Raw genomic sequence first — 24,664 nt, 5'->3', positions numbered from 1 at the left:
TTCACAAATTATCGTTCGCAGTCCACAACCCCTTACGCTTTTCCCTGGACTCCTTTTGAAGCCTTAAAAAATATTCCGCGTGTTTCACGTTAGGCGGTATGGTCATGACCTGCGCATACCCTTCTTCGATAATCCTTGCATTGACAAAAGTCCCGTCTTCCAGATATACATATGCTAAAAGCCTGCCGTACCTATCCTCTTTTTCAACATCAAACTCAAGCCTGATCTTCTTCCCCCCGCACAATCCTTTCGTAAAGCTCGAAGCTTTTCTACCCGATTCTTGAATGGATTTTATATTCCTTGAGCTTTTTTTGGCGTCGCTCAAAAGCTTCGCACTATAATGCACTTCGGGAGTATCAACGCCTATTAACCTCACCCGGTCGCCGCCGGAAAGTTTGAGTGTATCCCCATCCACTACCTGAGACACAAGGCGGTATTCATCCTTCGCAAACGCGCTTGCCGATAAAGGCGGCAGAGATTTAATACCCAAATAGACAAGAGACGCCGCTATCAGCGCGATTATCTGTATATTTTTAAAATTGATTTGTTTTCGCATCGTAATTGCGGTTCAAAAAGAAAAACCCCACATAGCTCCACCGAATTAATATCAGCGATCGCCCGGATGTGGGGTTTAGTCTCAATTTTGGCTATCGCTTAGCCTCTTCTTTAGTAGTATATCTCTTCTTCTGAGATAAGTTTGCCCGAAGCGTCATACTTTTTAACGATCTTCTTTTTTCCGCCCTCAAGGCCGGCGGATTCTTCACTGACCTGGACATTGGATTGATACTGCTGCGTCTGCAACGGCTGCACGGGTTGAGCTGTCTGCGTCTGCCTCGGAGCTCTCCTGTAGACCCTCTTTGGCTGAGAAGGCTGAGATATGGCATCCAGCAGCGCGCCTCCTATAATACCAGTGCCTGCCCCTATAAGAGCCCCCTGGCCTGCCTTACCTCCGGACGCGCCTGCGGCTATAGCTCCCGTGCCGGCTCCCAACAGCCCCTGCTTCAACACCTGTGATGTGCCGGATTGCTGCGGCGCCTCTTCGTAATACACATCTTCCGGTTCATCTTCATAATAGTATTCATCATCGGGAGGAGGCGCCGAACTCCTCCTGACAGTCCTTCTTGATGAACTGGATGGAGTCGTAATGGCATCCAGCAGCGCGCCTCCTATAACACCAGTTCCTGCTCCTATAAGGGCCCCCGTCCCTGCGTTGCCTCCGGAAGCGCCTGACGCGATGGCGCCCGTGCCGGCTCCAAGCAATCCCTGCTTCAAGATCTGCCTGGTCGAATCGTCATCCTGCGCGAAAAGGCGGGTCGCCGAAAATATGACAACAAAAAATATCGCGAAAACTGCAAACAATATATTTTTTATGCTAAACATATAATTTCCTCCTATGTTTCTTAATCAATTATACTCACAAATGACAAAAAAGCAAGCTTGTTTTAGGGTCTAACCGACGCTATAGTAGACAAAGCTCTTGGTATTATATATATCAGCGATCTCTGGCCGGCAATACTGTCGGCGTATTTTAAAGCGGCTGAAATGCGCTTAAAGAACGGGAATGGGAGACCGTGAGCAAACGCGTGTTTCCCGGTATTTACAAATGCGATCTTGTAATCGATGAGAGGTTTGGCAACCATATATGCCCGATGTTCACCGACAACACACCCTTTCAACTTCGTATTTATTATGAAATCTTCAGGTGAAAGCATCTCTCTCAGCTTATCATAGAACCTGATCTCTGAGGGACTCTTCCCTATGCCGTCTTTTAATTCAGCGGCAATTATAATAACCCCTCCCCTTTTTATTACAGGCCTGTCCGTGTTCACCACATAATTTATTGCGCGGGAAGCCTGATACAGGTTAATATCCTTAGGAAAACCGACGCCGCATATTACAATATCGGCCTGGATCTCCGCCTCCACAGCAAATATCCTCCGCGACGCTTTTACACCTTTCGCGAAAACTCTTTTCGTGTCGCCCGCGAACAGACCGACCGCTTCCCCGTCAGGATCGTTTACCACATTCACAGAAAACCCTATATTTATACCGCCGGATATTTTCCACAAGGCATCCTGAAAGGGGTTGCCTTTCACCGAACCGATCCTCGTCATCTTATCATCGAGAAATTTCACCCCGTGCGTGTAGTTTACCGTACGTTCACCGGCAAGCCCGATAGACACGGTCTTTATCCCGCCGCTATAACCTGCATACAGATGCGGCTCAATGACGCCTATGGAAATAACGAGATCGTGGCTAAACAGGTTCCTGTTCAATATCACAGGAATGCCGTCATCGGTGCTGCCCAGATCGGCAAGGGAGCCGACATTCTGGTCATGCTGCAAGATCCTGTATTTCCGGACTATAGATCCGCCTAGAAGCTCTTTCAACTGGCCACGGGTGTGCTTCTTATGCAGGCCTGTCGCTATGATTATATCTATTGTCCTGGAAACCTTGCCGATCTTACTTATCAGGTACGGCAATATCTGCCTTAGATGGGCGCTTCTAGTGGCGTCAGGGACGACTATAAGCACGTTTTTGCCGATAGCCAGGCCTTCGATCTCATCTTCACCCGGGATCTTCCGAAACACCGACGAAAGAAGGCTCCGGATATCCCCGGGCCTGCTGCCTCTGTTCTTAAGCACTCCCAGAAGCCTGCTTCTCGGGAGAGAAAAGTCCAACGATCCTTTTCCGTAAGGAATATTAAATTTTATCTCTTTCATATCTACCTTAATATCTCTTTAGGAAAGATGTTGTCGAGCCCGAGTATACAACCGGGATCAAATGCTTTTTTTATTCTTGCCATATCCAATATGCCCTGCTTACCGTACATTACCTCAAGATACTTATGCTTGATCTTCCCGATGCCGTGTTCCGCGGAAACCGTACCTCCTAACGATACGCCTTTCCTGGCAAAACCCATCAACATATCCGTGCCGTACCTCAATTCAGTCTCAGACCTTGGCAGGATATTTACATGGACGTGGCTCTCTCCTATGTGCCCGAATATCACGTATTCCAGTTTAGTTGCCATTAAAGAGCTCAGGTAGAAATCCATCATCCGGGAAAATCGATCATCGGGAACGGCTATGTCAGCGCTCAATTTCTGGAAACCATTACGCTTTATCATCTCATTAACGCATTCGGGTATTGCGTGACGGAGCTTTGTAAATTCATCCTGTTTATTGTCATCCATGGCAACCCAGGTTTCGTCCGGAGACGAGTTGTGCTCCAAAATAAGCTTCGTCCAATTCTCCTCGACTTTACCCGACCACTTGCCGCCGATCTCCTGCTCAAAGAATATCGCCGCATTAGCGTCACCGGGGAGATCCCGGCCTTTGGCCCTCAGCAAATCCAGGGAGTTGTGGTCAAAATACTCGATCGACAGCGCGTCTAATGCCGGTCCGGCGCTCAAATCTTTAGCCCTTGATAGTCTCCTGGCCTCTCTGGAAAAATCCCAGGCGTCTTCTTCTTTCTCGAAGAAAACAAAACAGCTGAAAATGTCCGCGGGTTTCGGGACCAATCCGAGTTCTATGTCAGTAATAACGGAGAGAGTTCCCTCCTGGCCTATAAACAAGTCTATAAGGTCCATCCCATCTTTGACGAAGTATCCCGCGGCGTTCTTCACATCAGGCATCACATATGAAGGCATAGGAACGGCTATATCAAGGCCGCACGGAAGCTTCACTAACGAATTGTCGCGCGAGAGGGATCTCTCACCTCTTTTTATCTCCAGGACCTCTCCGCCTGCCAACACCATCTTCAGCCGCCTGACATATCTTCTCGTGGGGCCATATTTAAAAGACCTGGATCCGGACGCATTGGTCGCCACTGTCCCGCCTACGGTAGCCGATTTTTCGGTGGGATGCGATGTATAGAACAACCCCTTCTCTTCACACGCGTTCTTAAGGTCTTCTACCGATACGCCGGTCTGGACCGAGGCCGACATTTTATCCGCCGATATCTCCGCGATCCTGTTAAACTTCTCCATGGATATGACCGCCCCGCCGAACGGCACCCTTGACCCTGTAGTGCCGGTGCCGCCGCCCGATATTGTGACAGGAAGTTTTCCGGAATTGGCATCCTTAAGGAAGGCGGATAATTCGTCTACATCCTTCGGGAAGACCACTTCGAGGGCGTGGCCGCCCTTCATATTGGAGCTATCTTCAAAATACGATTTTATTATATCCGGGTCTTTTTTTATAAGCATGTCGTAATATGTCTATGTGGAAATTACCAGTTCTTTCAGGCGCGGAAGATATTTGATAGCCTCTTCCTCCCCTTTCATTATTATCTTTTCGCTTTCATAGAATTCATACCAGTCTGCCGTGGGAAGTATCGGATGCATTGCTATATCCGCAACCTGGCAGCTCGTCTCTGCCAGAAGATACTCGCTGGCCTGGACGCTGTTCACTATGATATCGAATATATTGGTCAACTTCTTCTTCGATTTTTGGATATCCTCAGGGCTCGGAAGGGAGTTTACGGCTATTATCTTCTCAACACCGCTCCTCGTAAGCACATTCGTGGGCAGAGGATTGATTATGCCGCCGTCGACCAGAAGCCTGCCGTCGATCTTTACGGGTTCGAATATCCCGGGTATAGAAACGGATGCCATGATCGCCTCGGCCAGGTTCCCTTGCTCAAGAACCACTTCTTCCCTGGTCTCTATATCGCATGTCACTATCCTGAAAGGCAGTTTAAGGTCATAGAAAGTCTTATCGCCTAATTGGGATATCAGGAATCGCCTCACTTCCCTCCCCTTTATCAGCCCATGGGAAGGCCATGTAAGGTCGAGCAGCCTTAAGGTCGTTATCTTTTTTTTAAATTGCTTTACGATCTCCTCAATCTCCGAGGGATCTTTCCCGGCAGCCCAAAGCGCCCCGATCAACGCGCCCATGCTGGTGCCGGCGAGCATATCGATCGGTATCTTCTCTCTTTCCAGGACTTTTAGAACACCGATGTGGGCCAATCCTAAAGCCGCTCCGCTTCCCAGGGCAAGGCCTATCAGGCAATCCCCCACCTGTCTTGATATCCTCCTTATCATCTTAGAATATTCGCAATCCGGGCATCTGGTCAACACAGGTTCTGCGGCGACTATGCTGCCTTCTAATCCTTTGATCTCAGGGAGCGTTGCGAAGATATCATGCTTAAGGGTTTCTACTCTTTCCTCGAACGGGATAAGCTCGACCATGGCGGACTCATCAGTTATTATCTTCATCTTGATCCCCATTCCTGCCGACGAAGCCTCCAATTCGTTTGCAAGTTTTGCCGCGGCCTTCAGGCCGGACTGGTCAGGGACAGTTATAAGATGAATGCTGTCGGATTGCCGCAGGCACTCAAAGATCGCCGCATCCATATCGTTGGGAAGGCCGACAAGAAGGTAATGGTAGTAGTTCGTCAGATAACTGAGAAGGGATACCAGGTTGAGGGGTTCTTTTGGATTATGGGCTACATTGATAAAGTCTATACCGCAGGCATGCCTGGATATGCTTTCAGTGACAATGTCTTCGTTGAAGAACGGGGAATCGAGGCGGATCAATTTTGAAGAGAATGAAACGCCGGAGGCATAAAACGTATTATCGCCGGTTTTATTCAGGTATAAAAAAATAATATTCTTGCCTGTCTGGCTCTTCAGGCCGATGCCAAGGTTAAGGATATAATCGTCTGCGCTGGCGCCCGCGGATATATTAAATACCGATATTATATTGCTCTCAAAGACCTTCCTGCCATGGGTGTCTTTCGTCTTGAGTCTTTTTGAAAGGGTCTTGCCGAAGTGAATGGCTAGAGCAGGAATTCGCCCGAGCATCCTGTCAAAATCGGCCTTCGGTATCCTTAGGATGATAGAGTCATTAACGGCCTGGACAGTTACGGAATGCGGGTCTCCTGTAAGTATGGATATGATACCAAAATATTTTCCACGCTTTAAATACTCCAGGTTCTCCGTAGTGGAATGCCTGGTTATGCAGGCTTTGAGCCTTCCTGTAATGACGCAGTAGAACGCGTCTGCCGGTTCTCCTTCTCGATATATTACATCGTCTTTTTTATACTCTATAATGGAGCTGGCCGCAGCAACGGTCTTTTTATCTTCTACTGTAAGTCCGGCAAAAAGAGGTATATAACCGATTATTGACAGCTTTTCCCGCAACCTCAGTATATCACCCATGAAAGGACCTTCCTCCTAAGTAATAGCCATGAATAATATACCATAATCGTATTGATAAATCATTGCGATTTTAATAAAAAAAAGGCGCTTCACTTAAGATAACCTTAAATGAAGCGTCTAAAAAATGTTTTTGCAAGTACGAGCGTATGAATTCTTATATTAACGAACGGATTTTATAAGGTCTATGGCGGCTTTATTCTGCTTCTTTTGCCATTCCTTCTTAAAATCCTCGCTCTTTTTGTCTTGCGCTGTCTTGAGAGGCGGCTGAACCGCGCTTATGCCGGATAATGTAAGTGGCGTCATACTCTGAGATATCCTTGGCTGCCAGGCGGAAAATATACCGATGGACACGACAAGCACTACCACAAATATCGCAACAACGGTCTTCTTATATGAGCATACGGCTGATGTGCGGCATTTCATAGCGACGCCGGAAACCAAGTTCCCGGAAAGATACTCGCCAGCTATATCGGCCGCTTCGCACTTATCCGAAGCATCTGATATGATCTCTATAGTGGTTTTGTATTTCATATCCCCTGTCTTTAGTTATACTTCATTTACATGTCAAGTCTATACCAAATGGCGCCCTTTGTCAATAGAAAATATCTAAATATTTTATGGACTAACACACTAACTTTTACCCTATGTTTATAAAGAATAAACAATTCTTTCCGTCGCAATATTAATAGAATTAAATTGTTAAGATATTCGATTATTCGCGATGATTAATGAGGATCGCTTGCATGCTTCTATGTATAACGGCATTTGACGCCAAAATATCATTGTCGTAAGGATAGTAATCTTCACCGCCAAACCTTGTTACCAAACCTTTTGCTTCTCTAACAATAATCATACCGGCAGCGCTATCCCAAGGATGAAGGCCATACTCCCAATATCCATCAAACCTGCCACAAGCTACATAACATAGGTCAAGGGCGGCAGATCCGGCGCGCCTGATAGCCAGCGCCTTCATCAGGAATCTCCGGAAATTGGCAACATTCCTGTCCTTTTTCTCCCTGCCGTATGCGAATCCGGTAGCAAGAAAGCCCTCGCGGAGTTTTTGCGTCTTCGACACCAATATTCTCTTGTTGTTCAGGCAGGCTCCCTTTCCATGTTCCGCGTAAAATAACTCGTCCCTTACAGGGTCATACACGACTCCTAGCACTACGTTACCGGACATTTCCAGGGCTATGGAAACACAAAAGAACGGAAAAGAATGAGCAAAATTTGTCGTACCGTCGAGAGGATCTACTATCCACTTATATGGCGAAAGACTGCGTATGGGGCGGCTTTCTTCCGAGAGTACAGCGTGATCGGGAAAAGCGGAAAGGATCTTATTAATTATTATAGATTCCGCTTTTTTATCGATATCAGTGACTATATTGTCCTTTCCTTTATAAGATATCCTGATGGTTCTGCCTACGGACCTTTTAATGAAACGGCCGCTCGTTATGGCGGCCTCTATAGCTACCTTTTTATACAAGTTTTCCATCTATGCGGAATTTCCGTTTTTAGCCAGTTTGGCGCCAAGCTTGAAAGCCTTACCAAGCGCGGTCTTCTCATTCTTTATAGCTGCCTTTGCTTCAAGCCCCCTGCAGCATATTTCCCCGAAATACGCTATATCGAGCGTCGCGAAGAACGACATTATTACCTTCTTGCAGCAATTAAAAAATTGGATTTTATCGGCGCCGGATACGCACAGGAAAATGCCGCTCTTTTCTTTGGCAGACGGTTTTTTAAGGATATATTTACGGACCCACAGACACTGACACCTGTCTATCATCATCTTCATTTGAGCGCTCACGCTGTTAAAATAAACGGGAGACGCTACTATGACGGCATCGGCGCCTTCGATCATATTATAGACCGATCGCATATCGTCTACGATGGCACAAACACCGGTTTCATCGCAACCGCCGCATGCCTGGCACGGTTTAAAGTTAAGGTCATTTAATACGATCTTCTCCGTAACGGCACCTTGTGTCCGCGCGCCTTCAAGCGCTGCGTCCAAAAGGATATCACTATTCCCGCCCTTGCGAGGGCTTCCGCATATACCTATAACCTTAACCATCATTTTAGGTCCGGGTCACTTTACGGCGATAGCGTTCACAGGACACTGGTCGGCCACTTCTTTGATATCACAGCTTGAGCACGCATCAGCCACAACGTGCGCCAGGTTATCGTCGCCAACCTCAAAAACATCCGGGCAGTTCGAGGCGCAAAGCCCGCACCCGGTACACAGCGAATCATCGATAGATATTTTTGCCATTCTTCACCCTTCCCCCGGCTACTTTTCACCGGGCAATTTAAGACCTATTTTCTTCGATATTTCGCGGAACTCTTCTTCGTTTATATCATCCAGCGATTTGCGGCGCTTATTGAGCTGCTCGTTGAATTTTATCGCCTTCTCCTGCATGGTCTCGTGCGTCTCCTGTGAACCTCCGAAGAGACGGAAATTCTTGCCTTTAGTGATCCGCACGTGTCCGTCTTTGGCATCCAAGCCAAGGCCAAGCAGGACCTTCTTGTATGTCCTGTTCATAGGTTTATACCTTGTATACGCTATCCCCTATTCTTACCCGCTTCTTCACCAGGAGCCCTATCTCCTGCCCCTTAGCGCCTATCTGTATAGAAACACGGTCCATCTGCATAGAATTTACCTTTTCTTTAAAATCTGTAGTATGGCCTTTTATGTATATCTGATCTCCCACGCTAAGGCTGTCTTTCAATATTAATACCGCCGCAGCCTTGACATGCGGAAAATAGTGAGTCACCTCGCCTATCTTTTCCAGCGTGATCTCAGGCATCTTTTTTACGACTTTTCTTGCTTTCCTTGAGGCGACTTTCCTGGATCTCGTCTTAACAGCCTTAGGCCTTTTCACCGTTTTCTTAACCCTGGATTTCGCCTTACGTGCTTTTGCTTTCACTTTTTTCTTCTTAGCCATATCTCACCCCTCACTTTGCTTTATTTGCGCATTATTATATTATCTCGAATCACTATTTGCAAGTTAATTAAATGAGTCTATCTACTAAGTGCCGTGAGTTATACGAACGGCCAAGTTAATTAAATGAGTCTATCTACTAAGTGCCGTGAGTTATACGAACGGCCAAGTTAATTAAATGAGTCTATCTACCAGGTGCCGAGAGTTATACGAACGGGACAAGTGAATTAAATGAGTCTATTCAGGGGACATCTTTCGCATGAAGGATTTTTTCTGCATAATTCTTTCCCCAACCTGACTATAAGAGCGTGATATTCATTATAAAGCCTGTGGTCGGCGGGAAGGTTGACCATGAACAATCTCTGGATATCATGATAGCCGGCATTCCCGTCAATCAGCTTATGACGTGAAAATATCCTCCTGGTATATGCATCAACCACAAAGACCGGCCTGTTAAGCGCATAAAGAAGCATAGAATCGCATGTTTCCGGACCTACCCCTTTGACATCCAGCAATTCTTCCCTTAATTCGCCGGTCTCCCTCCGCGACATCATGTTCAGGTCTCCGCCATATCTGGCTACCAAAAACCCGGCGAAATCTCTAAGCCTTTTTGATTTTACATTATAATACCCCGACGGGCGAATGAGACGCGCCAGGGTCCGGCCGTTCGTACGCAGAAGTTTTTCAGCTGAAGACAGAGCATTTTCCTTTTTCAGGTTCCTTATTGCCTTTTCCACATTTGACCAGGATGTATTCTGCGTTAATATAGCCCCCACCATCATCTCAAAGCGGGTATCTCCCGGCCACCAGTGTTGCCGTCCGTAAACTTTATACAGGCGTTTATATATGTCGATAAAAATACTATTTGAAATTTTTTGCAAAATCGATCCTCTTAGATATGGATGGATGGTCATATAATATGAGCTTGATCAGCGCTGACGGGTTATCATCCGACAGGTTTTTTGCGGCGAGTTTTTGCATAAGGCTTATAAATTCATCCCTTATATGGTCCAGCCCGAAAAGTCAAGCGCATGGCGATAGCGCCAATACGACTTTACCTTTACGCGCTCATCTTTATTCAAAATAGTCCGTGTCGCTGTATTTATATTTGCAGATCCCTCTTTTTGACCCCAGTATAAATTGCACCAGATGATCCAATTCCTTGGCGTATGGCTTCAGCTTCTTTATCTCCTCGATAGCCTGGGCTGTATTCAGATTCTCCATATATAAGAACCTGTACGCCTCTTTGATATTATTAATAAGCTCTCTCGAAAACTTTGCTCTTCTAAGGCCTATCAGATTGACCGATCTAACTACCGAAGGGCCGCGAACCAGCATATATGGAGGGACATCCTTATTGACCCCTGTAAAACCTCCGATTATCGATAGTTCGCCTATGCGGCAGAACTGGTGGACAACAACGTTACCCGATATGAAAGAATAATCCTCTACTGTCACATGTCCCGCCAGAAGGGCGCAATTCGCAAGTATGACCCTGTTCCCTATGTGGCAATTGTGGCCGATATGAGCAACTGCCATTATATAACAATCGTCGCCTACAACGGTAGAGGTGCCCTCGCCGGTCCCCCTGTGTATCGTCGCATATTCTCTTATTATGTTGCGTTTACCGACTTTTAAATATGTCTTCTCATTTTTGAACGCGAGGTCCTGCGGTATATGCCCGACGACTGCACCCATATGTATCTGAGTATCCTCGCCGATCGATGCGCCCGTGCAGACATGGGCATGAGGCCACACCTTCACCCGCGGTCCGAGCTCCGCGCCGTCTTCTATAACGGCATACGGCCCTATTTCAACACCCTCGGCTATCCTGGCCGCTTTGCTGACTATTGCAAGTTCACTTATACTCATTTATGTTTCTCCTCAACCTTATCCAGCACCTTATTTATGGCATCGGCGATCGGTTTCATGTCATCATTCTTACGCAACCTTAATCTTGATGAATAATGGCCGTGTTCGGCGATCTTCTTAAGCTCTGATACCAGCCGTTCGATCGGCCCCGTAAGCCTGTGGGAAATCACTATCCCCCACAAAATGAGCGCAATAAAAAGAGGCGGCACCCCGATTAAAAGTATCATGTTTATCTTCTTGATGACCGGGAACAGGTTGTACGCTACATATTCAGGTATCCCAAGCTGTTCAGCCATTATAGTAAAGATCAGGTAATACATACAACCCGCGACAAATACCACCGGTACTATCATAGATACTATTAGAAGTAAAAGATACCTGAACTGCATACGGCTTTTGGTCAAATATTTTGTCCTTATGAATTTTGTTCTCAAAGGCCTCCCCCCTTCTCTTCTTTGGTCGCATCTTCCTTGTATCCGAGTTTTATATCATCGTACATCGCATCCGCGCCCGATTCGGTATGTTCCGCGTTAGTCATGAAAGCCACCGCGCCAATATCGTGTTCCGGCGGCCTTCCGAACGCATTTAAATAATCGGCCATTATATCCCTTTCTTCAAACTTAAACCCCTCCTCATTGTCCAAGCCGCTTCTTAACACTATCAATTGGATATTTGATGAATATGGACTGGCTCCGCTGGTTCCCACGGGCAATTTTTCTGCCCATATATATTCAAGCACTTTTGAGTTGGTAAAAAAGGGCGCTATAAATAGTACATATACCCTCGCGGCGAAGTCGTCCTCATCTTTCGTCTCGAGGCTTTCCGGCAGTTTTTTGGCGGGGAACTTTTTTACTTCCCACTTCCAGCTTATAAGGGGGTGTTTTTTCCTGGCGTCCATCTTTATCTTATAATACAGGGCGGATGCGGCTTTATCGGTAGTCGCTCTGACATAAGAGAGCGCGCCGTCGTTCTCTATCTGGTATATGACCTTACTCCTGAATACTTTTTCTTCCCACTCCTTGAGCGCATTATCATCCGAGAATTGGAATTCTTTAACAGCCTCGAACTTATATACTGCCGGCGCCGGGGGGGGCGCCTTAGGGGCCAGAAATGGCATTTTTAAAGATATTTTGTGGAAATAGAGATACGTCCCAACCGCAGAAGCGGAGATCAAAATAACTGAAAATAGTAAAAGAATCTTTTTGTATTTTTTTTTCGAAATATTATGAGTCATGCTAAATTTTTTAAGATCTCCTATAAAGGCCGCAAATCAATTATATTCTATTTCTATACGGTAAAAAAGTCAATAGAAATACAGAGACAAGGCAATAAAAAACCCCCGCTCTTTATCAAAGAGCGGGGGTTTTTCGCAATACTCTACTCAGAAGCTTACCTTTACCGTTCCTACGATATCCGTAGTAACCTTATTCATATTCTCATAATACACATCTCCCGGCACAAACCAGCCACACAGAAGCCCAAAGCTGACATCTTCTGTGTAATCCCAATTTGCCGTAAGATCTATTTCCTGGCCAATGAAACCTAATGACTTGTCATCATTTGCGATGGTATAGGCACACTGGTTCCAGAACAGATTGTAATTCGCTTTCAGCGTAAGGCTATCCATAGGCTGGAGGCTTCCAAGGAATATCATCTGGAACTGATTCCTGTAAGAAGCGTCATCAGCTGAATAGAAATTATCGTTGTTAGCAGGATATCTTCCCGTGTAATAGAACCTGCCTACAAACTCACGAATCGCTGAATCGAATTTGCCTCTATATACTGGATCCCAGCCGGTATACGTCCCTTGCCCGCCCGGATCGCTGGCAGTGTTATCCTCCGGCTTATTTCCGGAATAATAGATAAACTCTGCTCCAAATTTCGGCTTCCAGGAGTACTTCTCGGCAAAATACCTTAACTCTGTACCTACGTCAAGGGCCCATGCTGAACGCACCCTGGAAGTAGTCTGCAGCCTGTTAGCGACATACTCGCCGCCCTGATACGCGCCTTCTAGGTTAACCGTAACGACATCCACCGGATCAAAACTGCCCCTCAATCCAAATGTATGAACGTCATTGGTATTCCTAGATATGTTCCTGTAGGCGTCAAGGCCGCGGTCTGCTTTCCAGAACCAATACGCTTCTGCCTCTGCCATGTATGAGTCAAACTTATAGCCCACGTTCAAGCCATAGAGGTCGACATCATCACGGGCCTGTACAGCATCCTCATAAATCTTGGAGTACACGCCTGTGATCGTCCATGGGTCATAGTCTAACACTGCCTTCACGGCATCAAACGACCATACTGCAGTGTATTCCGGCGCTGTTAAATTGCCGCCTGTTGAGCCATTCCAGCCATTCCCTGGGTTCTGGAGGTTCGCGCCAACTATGAACCCCTTACCGAACCACAGGTCCTGACGGCCGATAGTAACTGTCAACGGTGAATAGATGAAGTCTTTCAATGTCACGTAAGCAAGATCAACCATGACATCAAATTCATCATCGTTTTCCGTATAGGCTGCGCGGCCATTGGGGAAGCCCCCGGTAGTCGCACTGTCTGACTTCGCCCATACATTCCAATCCCTCTGGTTCACTAACCTGATAACCGTCTGGACGTTATCGGTGAGGTCCGCATCGATCTCTATCTCAGCCACTGACATCAACCATGACTGCCATGAACTATCTAAACCGGTCCTTGGCTGATCCGGCTCAGGAGGGCTGCTCTGATAATCATATTGATTCCTGAACAGGCTCCTCATCGTGAGGTCTCCGCTCACCTTAACGCTCTGGGTCTCAGCGTAAACGCTTGCCGTAAGGCAAAGTGCTACTGCCAAAACACAAAGTACTCTTAAAAACTTCATGCTGCCTCCTTTTAATTTTTAACTTCTAAATTACAAATATATCGTAAAGTTCAGGCCCGAAATTCCTGACACTCGTCACACGGCCTGTCTTTATTGTATCTATCACCTCTTATCTATATCACCACTTCTTGATGACCTATGGCTATTTTAAATACCACCTCCTCTTGCGCCAAGATTAAAATCATCGATGGTGTTATAGGCTTAACTGACTTTTTATATTTAACATAAGTATATCATATAAGTCATACTTGTCAAGGATAATTAACTATTTCTATATTCTTAACCTATATTCCTTACGATATACTCTGAATTCTTGAACACTTCTTCTATATCTGCGGGGCTTAGCCCTATGCCGCGAAGGATCCCCCTACCCTGGCTGTCCGATATCAGGTTTCCATCATTGTGCGCATCTGTATTTAAAACCAGCTTTGAGCCTGCAGACTTCGCCATCTTATAGACATGCTTATTCGTATGAGAATGGCTCTTCCTTGCGGTAAGCTCCAGATATACCCCCTTAGATCGCGCAAGCTCCGCGTCACCTCTAGTAATATAGCCCGGGTGAGCTAAAATATCACAGCCTGCATTAATGGCGTACTTATTGGTCCCGGGGATGACAGGCTCAGATACGGTCTCACCATGGACAACGACTATCCTGGCCCCGAGTTTGCGGCCAAGTTTGACCAGTCTTTTTATCTCCTGGAGAGGAACATGCGTGATCTCGACTCCGGGGATCGCGCGGATCTTCCAAAAAGAATTTAACGACTTGCAGACTTTTACTATCCGGGGAACGATAAAATCGATATTTGACAGATCGGCGTGATCTGTCAAAGCTATGGCCTTGTACCCTTTCGCTTCAGCTCGTCTAACGAGTTCGCTCGGCAAAAGTTCGCCATCAGAAAAAAGTGTGTGCGTGTGCAGGTCTATCATGGTTTGTATTATTGCATACGTGATGCTCCTATGGCAAGAAAAAATGCGTTAAAAAAGGTTCAGGTCTTTCTTTGTAGATAAGGCAAGCCAGAACATACTTACAGGTAAGACGTGAAGCATCAGGCGGCTTGCGCTTGTAGATAGGTGCCATCCCAGATCATGAGGAGTCACGATGTAAATAAACGTGTAGCCGGCGATACACAATATTGCTGCGAAAGCGATATATCCGATTTCATCTCTAAAGACATTTCTAATTTTTAAAATAAAAACTACAAGGACTGAGATCCATGCAATATTCCATCTCTTTGGCCCAAATAGATGCTTCTGATATTCATACAGGATCGGCCACACCCTGCCAAGGTTAGCGCCAACATTGGATGGGGTGATAGTGGCTTTATTTACTATATCGCTTTCCAACGCCATAGAGTTCTTAAAAGATATCCATGGAAGAAGCAATACGATGACAACAGCCAGATACACGGATAAAGATATTGCCTTTTTTACGAACCTCATCTTATCTCTTGCTAAAAAGATTGCCAGGATCAATATGTTTATCACCAGCAGCATCGATCCTTCATTCTTGGTCCATGCAGCCGAAAAAGACATCAGGGCTGAAAGGAGAAGATACGGCGTCTCTTTTTCTTTCATCCATAAAAATAGATACAGGAGGCTTGCCGTATAATAACAGGTCAGCGGAAGATCGGCATATGCGTTAGTGCCAAAAACAGTAAATTGAGGAACCGAGGCAAGCATAAAAGTAAACAGGAGGCTTCCGCGGCGTTTTATGAATCTTTTTAGCATGCTGTAGAATATCCCGGTCGCGCTCAAGAAAAAAATCGGAAAGAGCGCTTTTGCCAGGAAGTCGTTCAGGTTTCCCAGGGCCCTGTATATCCAGCATTCTGCCAATGGCAACAAAAGCGGATAGTCCTGGTGAGAATCCTTAAATGTAACATTCTTCAATATGTCATGGTCCATGCCGCCTTTAAGGTAAAACGCTTTTGCTTTCAACGCATATATGGCAATAGCATCCGGCGCTTCGATCGGAAGAGCGAATGCTTTCAATGTAACCCAGATGACCTGTAAGATAATACCGCATATTAACGCCTTTTCCACGAAATCGAGCGCGGACCTGGCTGCCTGCGGCTCAGCAGGTCTCCTCTTTCTCATGAAAAACACGGCCAGATTTACCAATAACAGGAAGACCCACGGCAACGCCATATTAAAGAGAGACCATCCTTTTCCGAAAATGGCCAGGATAAACATCTGCAGTGTAATAACGGATATGCCGATAGGAAAAGATAGAAATACAATCTCTAATGATCCCATTATTTTGAGATTACTCCAGGATAAGGCCTTTATGATGTTGTATCCCACGAAGAAAGTTATCAGGATGCCAAGCGTTAATTTCACAACCGGGAAAAGGTCAATCATTTCAATCGGCCTTTCGAAGGATGAATGAGTTTTTGCTAAGGCTTGCGTGAAGCTTAAAGCCCTCTTTTTTGTACCCGCTCATATCAAATACCATTATATAGGGGGCGTCTTTGATCATCTTTCGAGGGTAGAGATAATAGGAGACCCTGGATCCTTCAACCGGATCCAGCGCTTTCGCATCATACACAAAAACAAAATTCTCTTTTTCGGGGATATTTTTTTGGCAGAACAATACAAAATCATAAAGACCGCTTTTCATCAGATTCCGCTTTTTCTGCTCTACGCTCTTACCCAGGCTGTTCTTAAAGACCTTGGAGTCGGTCAATATATAGCCTCTGACGGAAAATAGCAGCCATATGAAGACCCATATTACGGATATGAGTTTGTAGTTAACCGATCTTATGAGCATCGCAGTACATGTTGTCATTAAAAGGCCATGCGGATACCTTTATTCCGGCAAAACCCGCCTTCTCAAGCAGTTGTTTCAAGTTGCGTGGGGTGAAATAGACCATATGGTCCGGCGGACGGAATCCGGACCAGCTCTCTCTTTTAATCATCCTGTTCAGGCATCCGTAGTTTATAGTCTTGATGAGCAGAACGCCGTTCCTGTTCAAAAGGCCGAAACAGATTTTTAGCGCCTTCGCGGGATCGTCCAGGTGCTCTAAAAGGGATATCATCGTTATACCGTCGAATTTTTCGCCTATTTCCATTTCCAGAAAATTGCCGTTTATTACTTTAATGCCGCCTTTATCTTTCGCAAGGCCGGCCAGGTATCCCGAGATCTCGACACCGGTACATAAGAAGCATCTCTTTGCCGACCTAAGGAAACTGCCGTCACCGCACCCGAGGTCCAGTATCTTCGAGCCTGCGCTCAGATAATGGGAGAGCTTGTCATAAAATATACCGCTCTTACTGCGGCCCCCTATACGGGAAAAGAACCGTTTCATGGACCTGGAAAATCTCTGGGACGCGGTCTGCTCTTTAGTGTTCCTGCTGACCACCTTTTCTTCGGAATAGAACTCCGCTCGGAGTTCCCTGTCGGGCATAGGATCGATCCTAGCGAAACCGCAAGCCTTACATTCTCCTATGTCCCATCGCCCTATCCTATAAACAGATGCCCAGTCCGCGATACCGCAAACCGGGCAGATTGACATATGCCGATCATTTGTATTATCAGGCACGATCCTTCCCCTGTTTTTCCAGCAGTTCCCGGTATTTCACATAGCTCAATACCTGATACAGGGTATCGAAAAAAGCGACAACGAACCCGTACATCCCGTCCTTATGGCCTTTCTTCCTGACATATCGTCTGAAGAACCTGTCGAGCGCCCTCCGCGTGATATGCCCAAGCGTCATCTTTCGGCCCGTATTCATCCATTTGGCGGCTTCAAGCGTCGACTGGCGGTTGACGCTGTTCAAGAAATGCTCGATGTCGGGGTAACCTTTATGGATTATGTCCGATCGCAGATGTCCGCATTTCCCGTCTATGAAAGCCACGGGATGCACCTGCACTTCCTCGTATTTAAATTTATCTTTCCGGAAGAGCCTCACCTTATTGGCCGGATACCATCCGCCGTACCTGACCCAATAGCTGCCGATATAATTACGCAGAGGTATATCATACGCGACAAATTCCTCCGACGGGACCGCCTTAGCGATCTCAAGAGCCAGCTCAGGGGTAACTTTTTCGTCCGCGTCAAGGCTCAGGACCCAGAGATTGCGCGCCTGCGCATACGCCCAGTTCCTGTGAATGCCTTCCACCTCCATCTTGCGGGAAAATATCCTGTCGGTATATCTCTTCGCGATCTCGACCGTCTTGTCGGTGCTTTCGTCATCGACTATAATGATCTCGTCCGCCCAGACGACCGACTCCAGGGTCTCCCGGATGTTCGCTTCCTCGTTCTTGGTTATGATAACTACTGACACCGGGATTTTGTTCGCCATGCGACAAGCCGCCTTTTTTTACTGTATAACTGTATTGTTCGGGATTCTTTTGGATGGCGCCCCTGGCCCGAGTCGAACGGGCGACACCAGGTTTAGGAAACCTGTGCTCTATCCATCTGAGCTACAGGGGCAACGTGTATTGCATTGTTATACCGAATTATTATCAACAATACTTATCTTTTACAAGCGACAACACAGGATAGCCTTTCAGTTTCTCGCGCCCTTTCAGAGGAAGGAGTTCGATAACGAATGCTATACCTACGATCTTGCCGCCCATCTTCTCCACAAGCTCAGCTACGGCCTTTGTCGTCCCGCCGGTCGCTAAGAGATCGTCCACAATAAGTATCCTCGTCCCTCTGCGAAACGCGTCCTGATGGACCTCTAAGGTATCTTTTCCGTATTCAAGATCATATGTTACAGAGTAAGTCTTGTGAGGCAGTTTGCCTTTTTTCCTTACAGGGACTATGCCAGCTCCTATCTTGTAGGCGACGGCAGCTCCGAATAGGAACCCGCGCGCCTCAACGCTCAGGACAAAGTCTACTTTCTTGTCCTTGTATCTGTCCGCTATAGTATCGACGACACGCTTAAAGGCGCGTTTGTCTTTTAAAAGAGTGGTGATGTCCTTGAATATAATGCCTTTCTTCGGAAAGTCGGGAATGTCTCTTATATAAGATTTTAATTCAAGCATATGCTCTCCTTATCGCTTCGCCGCGGCATCCTTTTCCTGCTGGACTATGAATTCGCGCATCTTTCTCATCGCCGCGGATTCTATCTGCCTGACTCTTTCCCGGGTGATACCGAAATGCTTCGCGGTATCCCTTAATGTATGCGGGACCCCATCCTTAAGACCGAACCTCAGCGACAATATCTTCTGCTCCCTCTTCGACATCTTTTCAAGCAAGCCCTTTATCCGCTCCTGCGTCAGGAAGTTAGAGAGCTCATCGGCCGCGGAGGTCATGTTCTCATCCTCTATGAGATCAAGGAATTCGGTGGATCCCTCCTCGCCTACGGGAGCGTTAAGGCTTGATATGCCGGATACCATTCTGTTGAGCTGCTTCACGCGCTTTATCGGCAACTTCATCCTTTTTGATATCTCGTTAAGTTTCGGTTTACGTTTAAGGGAATTAGTAAGATGCTCGGAGACTTTTTTGAAACGCATCAGGAGTTCGATTATATACACCGGCATCCTGACGGTCTTGCCCTGATTGGCTATCGCTCTCGAAATATATTGTCTTATCCACCAGGCGGCGTATGTAGAGAACCTGTAGCCCTTCTTCGGATTGAACTTCTCGACCGCCTTCATTAAACCGAGGTTCCCCTCCTCGATCAGGTCAAGCATAGATACGCCCAGATGCGAGTACTTCTTGGCAATGTTTATAACAAGGCGAAGGTTAGACTGTATCATCTTGGCCCGTGCCTTGCCATCGCCCTTCTTTATTCTGTTGGCGAGAGATATCTCTTCCTCAGGGGTGAGAAGTGGCAGCTTCTTTATATCTTTTAGATACAGTCTTATTGCATCCATATTTCTAGTTATAAGTTGTAAGTTATAAGCTGTAAGATTTTTTTACTTAAAACTTACACCTTATAACTTCCTATTTTTTTTTGCTCTCCACCGCCGCCTGCGCCGCCGCAAGACGCGATATCGGCACTCTGAAAGGCGAACAGCTTACGTAATTCATTCCGACGCGGTGACAGAACTTGACGCTGTCAGGATCGCCGCCGTGCTCGCCGCATATACCCACTTTCAGCACCTTGCGTGTCGCTCTTCCGCGCTCTATGCCGAGTTTTATAAGCTCACCGACTCCGTCCTGGTCGATCGTCTGGAACGGATCCGCCGGCAGTATCTTAGAGTTCAGGTAGTCCGGCAGGAAACCGCCTATATCGTCCCTGCTGAACCCGAACGTCATCTGAGTGAGATCGTTCGTCCCGAATGAGAAGAACTCGGCCGTCTGGGCCATCGAACCGGCCTGCAGAGCCGCGCGCGGGATCTCTATCATCGTCCCGTACATAAACGGCAATTTTTTCAGGCCGAATTTCATCATTACCTCTTTATGGACCTTATCCACAATGACCTTCTGGTTGTCCAATTCGCTCTTTGCGCAGGTAACCGGTATCATTATCTCGGGGTCGACCTTTTTTCCGGCCTTTATCAATTCCGCCGAAGCCTCAAGTATAGCACGCACCTGCATCTCCGTTATCTCAGGATATGTGATACCCAGACGAACACCTCGGTGTCCTAACATAGGGTTATTCTCGCGTAGCCCCTCTGCCCTCTTATTAAGTTCACCCATGTCGACGCCCAGCTCCTCAGCCAGCGCCTTCAACCTGTCTTCGCTGTGCGGCACGAATTCGTGGAGCGGAGGATCGAGAAGCCGTATCGTGACAGGGAACCCGTCCATCGCTTCGAGCGTTGCCTTTATATCCTTCTTGACGAACGGGAAAAGTTCGTCGAGCGCCGATCGCCGTTCGGCCTCAGTCTTCGACATTATCATCTTGCGAAGAAGGAACAGCGGCTTATCACTGCCTTCTCCGTAAAACATGTGCTCTGTCCTGAAAAGGCCTATCCCCTCCGCGCCGAACTTTATTGCCTGAGCAGCGTCTTTCGGGGTATCTGCATTGGTGCGGACCTTCAGAACGCGGACTTTATCGACAAGCTTCATAAGTTCCGTATATGATCTGTTATTATCGATATCCACATCGACAAGCGGCAACTTACCCTGATAAACCACTCCCTTTGTCCCATTGAGGCTTATCCAATCGCCCTCTTTTACCACAACGCCTTTCTTGGTCTCAAAGGACTTGCCGTCCTCGCCGACTTCGAGATCGCTGCAGCCTACTATACAGCATTTTCCCCATCCGCGCGCTACAAGCGCCGCGTGCGAAGTCATGCCGCCCTTGCATGTCAGGATCGCCTGCGCTTTATGCATACCGTCTACGTCTTCAGGCGACGTCTCTTCACGCACGAGGATGACCTTCTCCCCTCTCGAAGCCCACTCAACCGCGTCGTTTGACGTAAATACCGCGCGTCCTATGGCGCCGCCGGGGCCAGCCGGCAGGCCTTTTGCTATCGGCGGAGTGGCAAGCTCTTTCTTCGGATCGATCATGGGAAGCAGCAATTCGACAAGCTGATTCGGCGCAACGCGCATTACAGCCGTCTGTGCATCTATAAATTTATCCTTATACATTTCGACTGCCATGCGCACTGCCGCTACACCGTTACGCTTTCCGACGCGGCATTGCAGCATGAATAACTTCCCCTTTTCGATAGTGAATTCTATATCCTGCATGTTCTTATAGTGCTTTTCAAGCCTCGTCTTAATACTGTCGAGCTCTTTATAAATATCGGGCATGATCTTCTGAAGTGTCGGCATGGACTTGCTCTGATCGTTCTTTGAATAGTCATTTATCGGCCCGGGCGTGCGTATACCTGCCACAACATCCTCACCCTGAGCATTGACCAGATATTCACCGTAGAACTGGTTCTCGCCGTTGCCGGGGTTGCGGCTAAAGGCAACTCCCGTGGCGCAATCGTCGCCCATATTCCCGAATACCATCGTCTGGACAGTAACGGCCGTCCCCCATTCATCGGGTATCCTTTCAATACGGCGATACTCGAATGCGCGTTTGCCGTTCCAGCTCGAGAAGACCGCCCCTATGCCGCCCCAAAGCTGCTCTTCGGCGCTGTCAGGGAACGGTTTGCCAAGGACATTGTTTACCGTTTTCTTAAATTCTGCAACCAATGCCTTAAGATCCGCCGCCGTAAGGTCGGTGTCCGACTTATAACCCTTTGAATGCTTAACCTGATCAAGCTTCTCGTCAAGGATCTTGCGTATCCCTTTGCCGCCTTTAGGCTCAATGCCCGCGGCCTTCTCCATGACAACGTCAGAGTACATCATAATGAGCCGCCTGTAAGCATCGTAAGCGAATCTCTCGTTTCCGGTCTGTTTTATGAGCCCCTGTATGGACTTTTCGGTCAATCCGACGTTCAGGACCGTCTCCATCATGCCGGGCATAGAACGGCGCGCGCCAGACCTGACTGAAACTAGAAGCGGATTTATCGGATCCCCGAACCTCTTACCCATAAGTTTCTCGACCTTTGATACGGCGTCCTTTACCTGGTCTTTAAGCTCTTTTGGATAGACCTTGCTGTTTTTGTAATAATATGTGCACACATCCGTCGTTATTGTAAATCCGGGTGGCACCGGAAGACGAAGGCTTGGATGCCCCGCCATCTCAGCCAGGTTTGCCCCTTTGCCGCCCAGAAGGTTCTTCATCGATTCGTTGCCATCGGCTTTGCCTCCGCCGAATGAATATACGTATTTACCTGTTTTGCTGCCCATCTTTACTGCCGCTCCTTTCAAATTTGTACTACCATCCTGCTCTTTATCCATAACCGCATTACGACTCATTAAATTTATCCTCCAGATATTCTTTTATTTTCGCCACGCTTATCCTATCCTGTTTCATCGTATCTCTATCGCGGACTGTAACCTTCTTATCGCTTAAGGTATCAACGTCAACAGTGATGCAGTATGGCGTCCCTATTTCATCCTGCCTCCTATATAATCTTCCTATAGAGGCGGTATCATCATACATAGCTTTAAACTTTTTCTTCAGGTCTGTCGTTATACCTCTAGCCAACTCCACTATCTCAGGCTTGTTCCTTAAAAGCGGCAGGACCGCGGTTTTGATCGGCGCAAGCGACTTGTGGAGAGTAAGACTGACCCTCTTTTCATCCTTTACCTCTTCCTCTTTATATGAATCCGTCAAGAACGCCAATATCGACCTGTCTACTCCGCCGGATGGTTCTATGACATAAGGCAAATATTTATCCTTGGTCTCGTCGTCAAAAAATTGAAGATCCTTACCGCTCAGCCGCATATGCTGTTTCAAGTCAAAATCGGTACGGTTAGCGATGCCTTCCAACTCAGACCATCCGAACGGGAACTGGTATTCTATGTCTGTGCAGGCTTTCGCGTAATGAGCGAGCTCTGTCTTTTCGTGTTCCCTCTTCCTGAGGTTCTCTTTCTTAATGCCGAATTTCGAATACCAGCCGAACCTCTCGGCGACCCACTTTTCATACCACTCATCGTCTGTCCCGGGTTTCACAAAATATTCTATCTCCATCTGCTCGAATTCGCGGGAACGAAAAGTGAGGTTGCCGGTAGTGACTTCGTTGCGGAATGATTTTCCAATCTGCGCTATGCCGAACGGGACCTTTCGGCGCATAGAGGTAGCGACGTTCTGGAAGTTCACGAATATGCCCTGCGCTGTTTCCGGCCTAAGGTAGGTGAGACTGCCTTCGTCTTCTATCGGACCCAGGTGGGTCTTAAGCATCAGGTTGAATTGCCGCGCTTCTGTAAGTTGTCCCCCACACTCCGGACAAACCTTGCCAGTAACGTGCTCTACCTTAAAGCGCTTTTTGCAGTTTTTACAATCAACGAGGGTATCTTCGAAGCTGCTGACGTGGCCGGAGGCCATCCAGGTCTCGGGACGCATCAAGATAGAAGCGTCCAGGCCTTCGATATCATCGCGCTCATATACATTAGAGCGCCACCAGGCCTCTTTCAGGTTCCGCTTGAGCTCTGCGCCAAGCGGGCCGTAATCCCAGGTGCTCGCCAGGCCGCCGTATATCTCGCTTGACTGGAATATGAACCCGCGCCGCTTACACAGAGATACTATCTTTTCCATCACATCAGATTTCTGCTGCATAACTATATATAATTCCTCTTCATTTTCGATATCCTAACACATGCTTGTGTTAAAATCAAGAGAAAACGTGGGCGCTAGAAAATATTTTGTGACTGTTGATTCTTAGCAGCTTTACCGGCAGGTGCTCCTTCGGCTAATTTTGCCTTCAAGAGTGTTTATGCAAGGATTGGTTTAGAGTGTTATTACAGCCCTTATGGTAACTATGGCGCCTATTATCTTGGGTAGTAGCTATTACCTTGGCAAAATTTAACGCCTCAAGAGCAACCTGCCGGTAGCTGCCTCGTGGCACAAAATATTTTTCTGCTATTTCATAGAAAAATTTTTCGTATCTTACGCCTAAACCTAAGCCGATGTTATGATGGGCACATTGAAAATATTAGGTCTTTGTGATGGAGAAAAACGGGAGCCTGCGGCAACTCGGCCGGCGTCCCGCCTGCCAGCAAGAGACTGCTTCAGGCGGGCAGGGAACTTACGGGCGGTTGCCGAAGCGAATGTCGTAAAATTTCGATACCTTATGGCGATCTTCCCGCCGAAGGCGGGAAACAAGGCCGAGTAAACCTGTCAACAGCATGCCTCAGTCCGGGTTACGAGGCCATCGAAATTTTACCACAGCAAATTTACATGCCCAATGTAAATTTGCGGCGAAGCTGAGGCAACTGCCCGCAAGTTCCACGCCGGACTGCAGATGCGAAAAATTTTACGCCCTCTCTATCTCCTTGATAAATTCCAGGCTCTTTAGCCGGCGCTCTATGTGATAATCGAGGAATTTCCGGAGCATCGACTCGAGTTCCTTACCGACCTCCGCGGCGACCT

25 protein-coding genes and 1 tRNA gene are annotated in these 24,664 nt (G+C 47.2%); all 26 read right to left on the bottom strand.

What is annotated here, in order from left to right:
- Position 1: 1 nt before the first annotated feature.
- Positions 2–556 carry a thermonuclease family protein gene (locus WC592_07940; protein MFA4982377.1) on the bottom strand — a complete coding sequence of 185 codons (555 nt, stop codon included), beginning with the start codon at positions 554–556 and terminating at the stop codon, positions 2–4.
- 110 nt (positions 557–666) lie between these two features.
- Positions 667–1,380 (bottom strand): glycine zipper family protein, encoded by a 714-nt coding sequence (locus WC592_07935; GenBank protein MFA4982376.1) that lies wholly within the window; start codon positions 1,378–1,380, stop codon positions 667–669.
- 62 nt (positions 1,381–1,442) lie between these two features.
- Positions 1,443–2,723 (bottom strand): nickel-dependent lactate racemase, encoded by a 1,281-nt coding sequence (larA, locus tag WC592_07930; protein ID MFA4982375.1) that lies wholly within the window; start codon positions 2,721–2,723, stop codon positions 1,443–1,445.
- A gap of 2 nt (positions 2,724–2,725) precedes the next feature.
- Positions 2,726–4,210, bottom strand: a complete 1,485-nt coding sequence (locus tag WC592_07925; GenBank protein ID MFA4982374.1) for an FAD-binding oxidoreductase — start codon at positions 4,208–4,210, stop codon at positions 2,726–2,728.
- Between the two features lie 12 nt (positions 4,211–4,222).
- A complete protein-coding gene (locus WC592_07920; GenBank protein MFA4982373.1) occupies positions 4,223–6,166 on the bottom strand; it encodes a patatin-like phospholipase family protein in 1,944 nt (647 codons plus the stop codon).
- A 159-nt stretch (positions 6,167–6,325) separates the two neighbouring features.
- Positions 6,326–6,697: a hypothetical protein gene (locus tag WC592_07915; protein MFA4982372.1), complete on the bottom strand. Its 372-nt coding sequence runs from the start codon at positions 6,695–6,697 to the stop codon at positions 6,326–6,328.
- A 181-nt stretch (positions 6,698–6,878) separates the two neighbouring features.
- On the bottom strand, positions 6,879–7,658 hold the full coding sequence (locus WC592_07910) for an inositol monophosphatase family protein (protein MFA4982371.1): 780 nt from the start codon (positions 7,656–7,658) through the stop codon (positions 6,879–6,881).
- The gene (locus WC592_07905; GenBank protein ID MFA4982370.1) at positions 7,659–8,240 is read right to left on the bottom strand and encodes a flavodoxin family protein; all 582 of its coding nucleotides are present in this window, start codon (positions 8,238–8,240) and stop codon (positions 7,659–7,661) included.
- A 12-nt stretch (positions 8,241–8,252) separates the two neighbouring features.
- A complete protein-coding gene (locus WC592_07900; protein ID MFA4982369.1) occupies positions 8,253–8,435 on the bottom strand; it encodes a ferredoxin in 183 nt (60 codons plus the stop codon).
- A gap of 18 nt (positions 8,436–8,453) precedes the next feature.
- Positions 8,454–8,705 (bottom strand): hypothetical protein, encoded by a 252-nt coding sequence (locus WC592_07895; protein MFA4982368.1) that lies wholly within the window; start codon positions 8,703–8,705, stop codon positions 8,454–8,456.
- Positions 8,706–8,709: 4 nt separating this feature from the next.
- Positions 8,710–9,108 (bottom strand): hypothetical protein, encoded by a 399-nt coding sequence (locus tag WC592_07890; protein ID MFA4982367.1) that lies wholly within the window; start codon positions 9,106–9,108, stop codon positions 8,710–8,712.
- A gap of 224 nt (positions 9,109–9,332) precedes the next feature.
- The gene (locus tag WC592_07885; protein MFA4982366.1) at positions 9,333–10,019 is read right to left on the bottom strand and encodes an endonuclease III domain-containing protein; all 687 of its coding nucleotides are present in this window, start codon (positions 10,017–10,019) and stop codon (positions 9,333–9,335) included.
- 160 nt (positions 10,020–10,179) lie between these two features.
- Positions 10,180–10,977, bottom strand: a complete 798-nt coding sequence (gene lpxA, locus WC592_07880; GenBank protein ID MFA4982365.1) for an acyl-ACP--UDP-N-acetylglucosamine O-acyltransferase — start codon at positions 10,975–10,977, stop codon at positions 10,180–10,182.
- Positions 10,974–11,411, bottom strand: coding sequence for a HAMP domain-containing protein (locus WC592_07875; GenBank protein ID MFA4982364.1), 438 nt, complete (start codon positions 11,409–11,411; stop codon positions 10,974–10,976). Before WC592_07875 ends, lpxA begins: the two co-directional genes overlap by 4 nt.
- The gene (locus WC592_07870) at positions 11,408–12,094 is read right to left on the bottom strand and encodes a DUF3047 domain-containing protein (GenBank protein ID MFA4982363.1); all 687 of its coding nucleotides are present in this window, start codon (positions 12,092–12,094) and stop codon (positions 11,408–11,410) included. The genes WC592_07875 and WC592_07870 overlap by 4 nt, the downstream gene beginning before the upstream one ends.
- A 264-nt stretch (positions 12,095–12,358) precedes the next feature.
- A complete protein-coding gene (locus WC592_07865; protein ID MFA4982362.1) occupies positions 12,359–13,837 on the bottom strand; it encodes an alginate export family protein in 1,479 nt (492 codons plus the stop codon).
- A 279-nt stretch (positions 13,838–14,116) separates the two neighbouring features.
- The gene (locus WC592_07860; GenBank protein MFA4982361.1) at positions 14,117–14,764 is read right to left on the bottom strand and encodes a histidinol phosphate phosphatase domain-containing protein; all 648 of its coding nucleotides are present in this window, start codon (positions 14,762–14,764) and stop codon (positions 14,117–14,119) included.
- A 48-nt stretch (positions 14,765–14,812) separates the two neighbouring features.
- Positions 14,813–16,195 (bottom strand): glycosyltransferase family 39 protein, encoded by a 1,383-nt coding sequence (locus tag WC592_07855; protein MFA4982360.1) that lies wholly within the window; start codon positions 16,193–16,195, stop codon positions 14,813–14,815.
- Between the two features lies 1 nt (position 16,196).
- Positions 16,197–16,604 (bottom strand): hypothetical protein, encoded by a 408-nt coding sequence (locus WC592_07850; GenBank protein MFA4982359.1) that lies wholly within the window; start codon positions 16,602–16,604, stop codon positions 16,197–16,199.
- The gene (locus WC592_07845; GenBank protein MFA4982358.1) at positions 16,585–17,376 is read right to left on the bottom strand and encodes a class I SAM-dependent methyltransferase; all 792 of its coding nucleotides are present in this window, start codon (positions 17,374–17,376) and stop codon (positions 16,585–16,587) included. Before WC592_07845 ends, WC592_07850 begins: the two co-directional genes overlap by 20 nt.
- Entirely contained in the window at positions 17,369–18,139 is a 771-nt protein-coding gene (locus tag WC592_07840) for a glycosyltransferase family 2 protein (GenBank protein ID MFA4982357.1), read from the bottom strand. Before WC592_07840 ends, WC592_07845 begins: the two co-directional genes overlap by 8 nt.
- A 54-nt stretch (positions 18,140–18,193) precedes the next feature.
- Positions 18,194–18,270 (bottom strand) — tRNA-Arg (locus WC592_07835).
- A gap of 32 nt (positions 18,271–18,302) precedes the next feature.
- The gene (locus WC592_07830) at positions 18,303–18,827 is read right to left on the bottom strand and encodes an adenine phosphoribosyltransferase (GenBank protein ID MFA4982356.1); all 525 of its coding nucleotides are present in this window, start codon (positions 18,825–18,827) and stop codon (positions 18,303–18,305) included.
- A gap of 9 nt (positions 18,828–18,836) precedes the next feature.
- Complete coding sequence (locus tag WC592_07825; protein ID MFA4982355.1) at positions 18,837–19,661, bottom strand: sigma-70 family RNA polymerase sigma factor; 825 nt, start codon at positions 19,659–19,661, stop codon at positions 18,837–18,839.
- Between the two features lie 70 nt (positions 19,662–19,731).
- The gene (gene ppdK, locus WC592_07820; GenBank protein MFA4982354.1) at positions 19,732–22,479 is read right to left on the bottom strand and encodes a pyruvate, phosphate dikinase; all 2,748 of its coding nucleotides are present in this window, start codon (positions 22,477–22,479) and stop codon (positions 19,732–19,734) included.
- Positions 22,480–22,537: 58 nt separating this feature from the next.
- Positions 22,538–23,851, bottom strand: a complete 1,314-nt coding sequence (locus WC592_07815; protein MFA4982353.1) for a glycine--tRNA ligase — start codon at positions 23,849–23,851, stop codon at positions 22,538–22,540.
- Between the last annotated feature and the right edge of the window lie 813 nt (positions 23,852–24,664).

This window comes from Candidatus Omnitrophota bacterium, assembly GCA_041648975.1.
Lineage (GTDB): Bacteria > Omnitrophota > Gorgyraeia > 2-01-FULL-45-10 > 2-01-FULL-45-10 > JAQUSE01.
Note: the sequence above shows the minus strand (reverse complement) of the source record. Positions and strands in the feature narration are given on the sequence as shown.

Coding starts and splice junctions, on each gene's coding strand:
- WC592_07815 (MFA4982353.1), bottom strand. CDS start 23,851: ATGCAGCAGAAATCTGATGTGATGGAAAAGATAGTATCTCTGTGTAAG.
- WC592_07840 (MFA4982357.1), bottom strand. CDS start 18,139: ATGGCGAACAAAATCCCGGTGTCAGTAGTTATCATAACCAAGAACGAG.
- WC592_07865 (MFA4982362.1), bottom strand. CDS start 13,837: ATGAAGTTTTTAAGAGTACTTTGTGTTTTGGCAGTAGCACTTTGCCTT.
- WC592_07870 (MFA4982363.1), bottom strand. CDS start 12,094: ATGCCATTTCTGGCCCCTAAGGCGCCCCCCCCGGCGCCGGCAGTATAT.
- WC592_07830 (MFA4982356.1), bottom strand. CDS start 18,827: ATGCTTGAATTAAAATCTTATATAAGAGACATTCCCGACTTTCCGAAG.
- WC592_07925 (MFA4982374.1), bottom strand. CDS start 4,210: ATGCTTATAAAAAAAGACCCGGATATAATAAAATCGTATTTTGAAGAT.
- WC592_07885 (MFA4982366.1), bottom strand. CDS start 10,019: ATGACCATCCATCCATATCTAAGAGGATCGATTTTGCAAAAAATTTCA.
- WC592_07860 (MFA4982361.1), bottom strand. CDS start 14,764: ATGATAGACCTGCACACGCACACACTTTTTTCTGATGGCGAACTTTTG.
- WC592_07895 (MFA4982368.1), bottom strand. CDS start 8,705: ATGAACAGGACATACAAGAAGGTCCTGCTTGGCCTTGGCTTGGATGCC.
- WC592_07855 (MFA4982360.1), bottom strand. CDS start 16,195: ATGATTGACCTTTTCCCGGTTGTGAAATTAACGCTTGGCATCCTGATA.
- WC592_07910 (MFA4982371.1), bottom strand. CDS start 7,658: ATGGAAAACTTGTATAAAAAGGTAGCTATAGAGGCCGCCATAACGAGC.
- WC592_07890 (MFA4982367.1), bottom strand. CDS start 9,108: ATGGCTAAGAAGAAAAAAGTGAAAGCAAAAGCACGTAAGGCGAAATCC.
- larA (MFA4982375.1), bottom strand. CDS start 2,723: ATGAAAGAGATAAAATTTAATATTCCTTACGGAAAAGGATCGTTGGAC.
- WC592_07850 (MFA4982359.1), bottom strand. CDS start 16,604: ATGCTCATAAGATCGGTTAACTACAAACTCATATCCGTAATATGGGTC.
- WC592_07940 (MFA4982377.1), bottom strand. CDS start 556: ATGCGAAAACAAATCAATTTTAAAAATATACAGATAATCGCGCTGATA.
- WC592_07935 (MFA4982376.1), bottom strand. CDS start 1,380: ATGTTTAGCATAAAAAATATATTGTTTGCAGTTTTCGCGATATTTTTT.
- WC592_07825 (MFA4982355.1), bottom strand. CDS start 19,661: ATGGATGCAATAAGACTGTATCTAAAAGATATAAAGAAGCTGCCACTT.
- ppdK (MFA4982354.1), bottom strand. CDS start 22,479: ATGGGCAGCAAAACAGGTAAATACGTATATTCATTCGGCGGAGGCAAA.
- lpxA (MFA4982365.1), bottom strand. CDS start 10,977: ATGAGTATAAGTGAACTTGCAATAGTCAGCAAAGCGGCCAGGATAGCC.
- WC592_07915 (MFA4982372.1), bottom strand. CDS start 6,697: ATGAAATACAAAACCACTATAGAGATCATATCAGATGCTTCGGATAAG.
- WC592_07900 (MFA4982369.1), bottom strand. CDS start 8,435: ATGGCAAAAATATCTATCGATGATTCGCTGTGTACCGGGTGCGGGCTT.
- WC592_07905 (MFA4982370.1), bottom strand. CDS start 8,240: ATGATGGTTAAGGTTATAGGTATATGCGGAAGCCCTCGCAAGGGCGGG.
- WC592_07920 (MFA4982373.1), bottom strand. CDS start 6,166: ATGGGTGATATACTGAGGTTGCGGGAAAAGCTGTCAATAATCGGTTAT.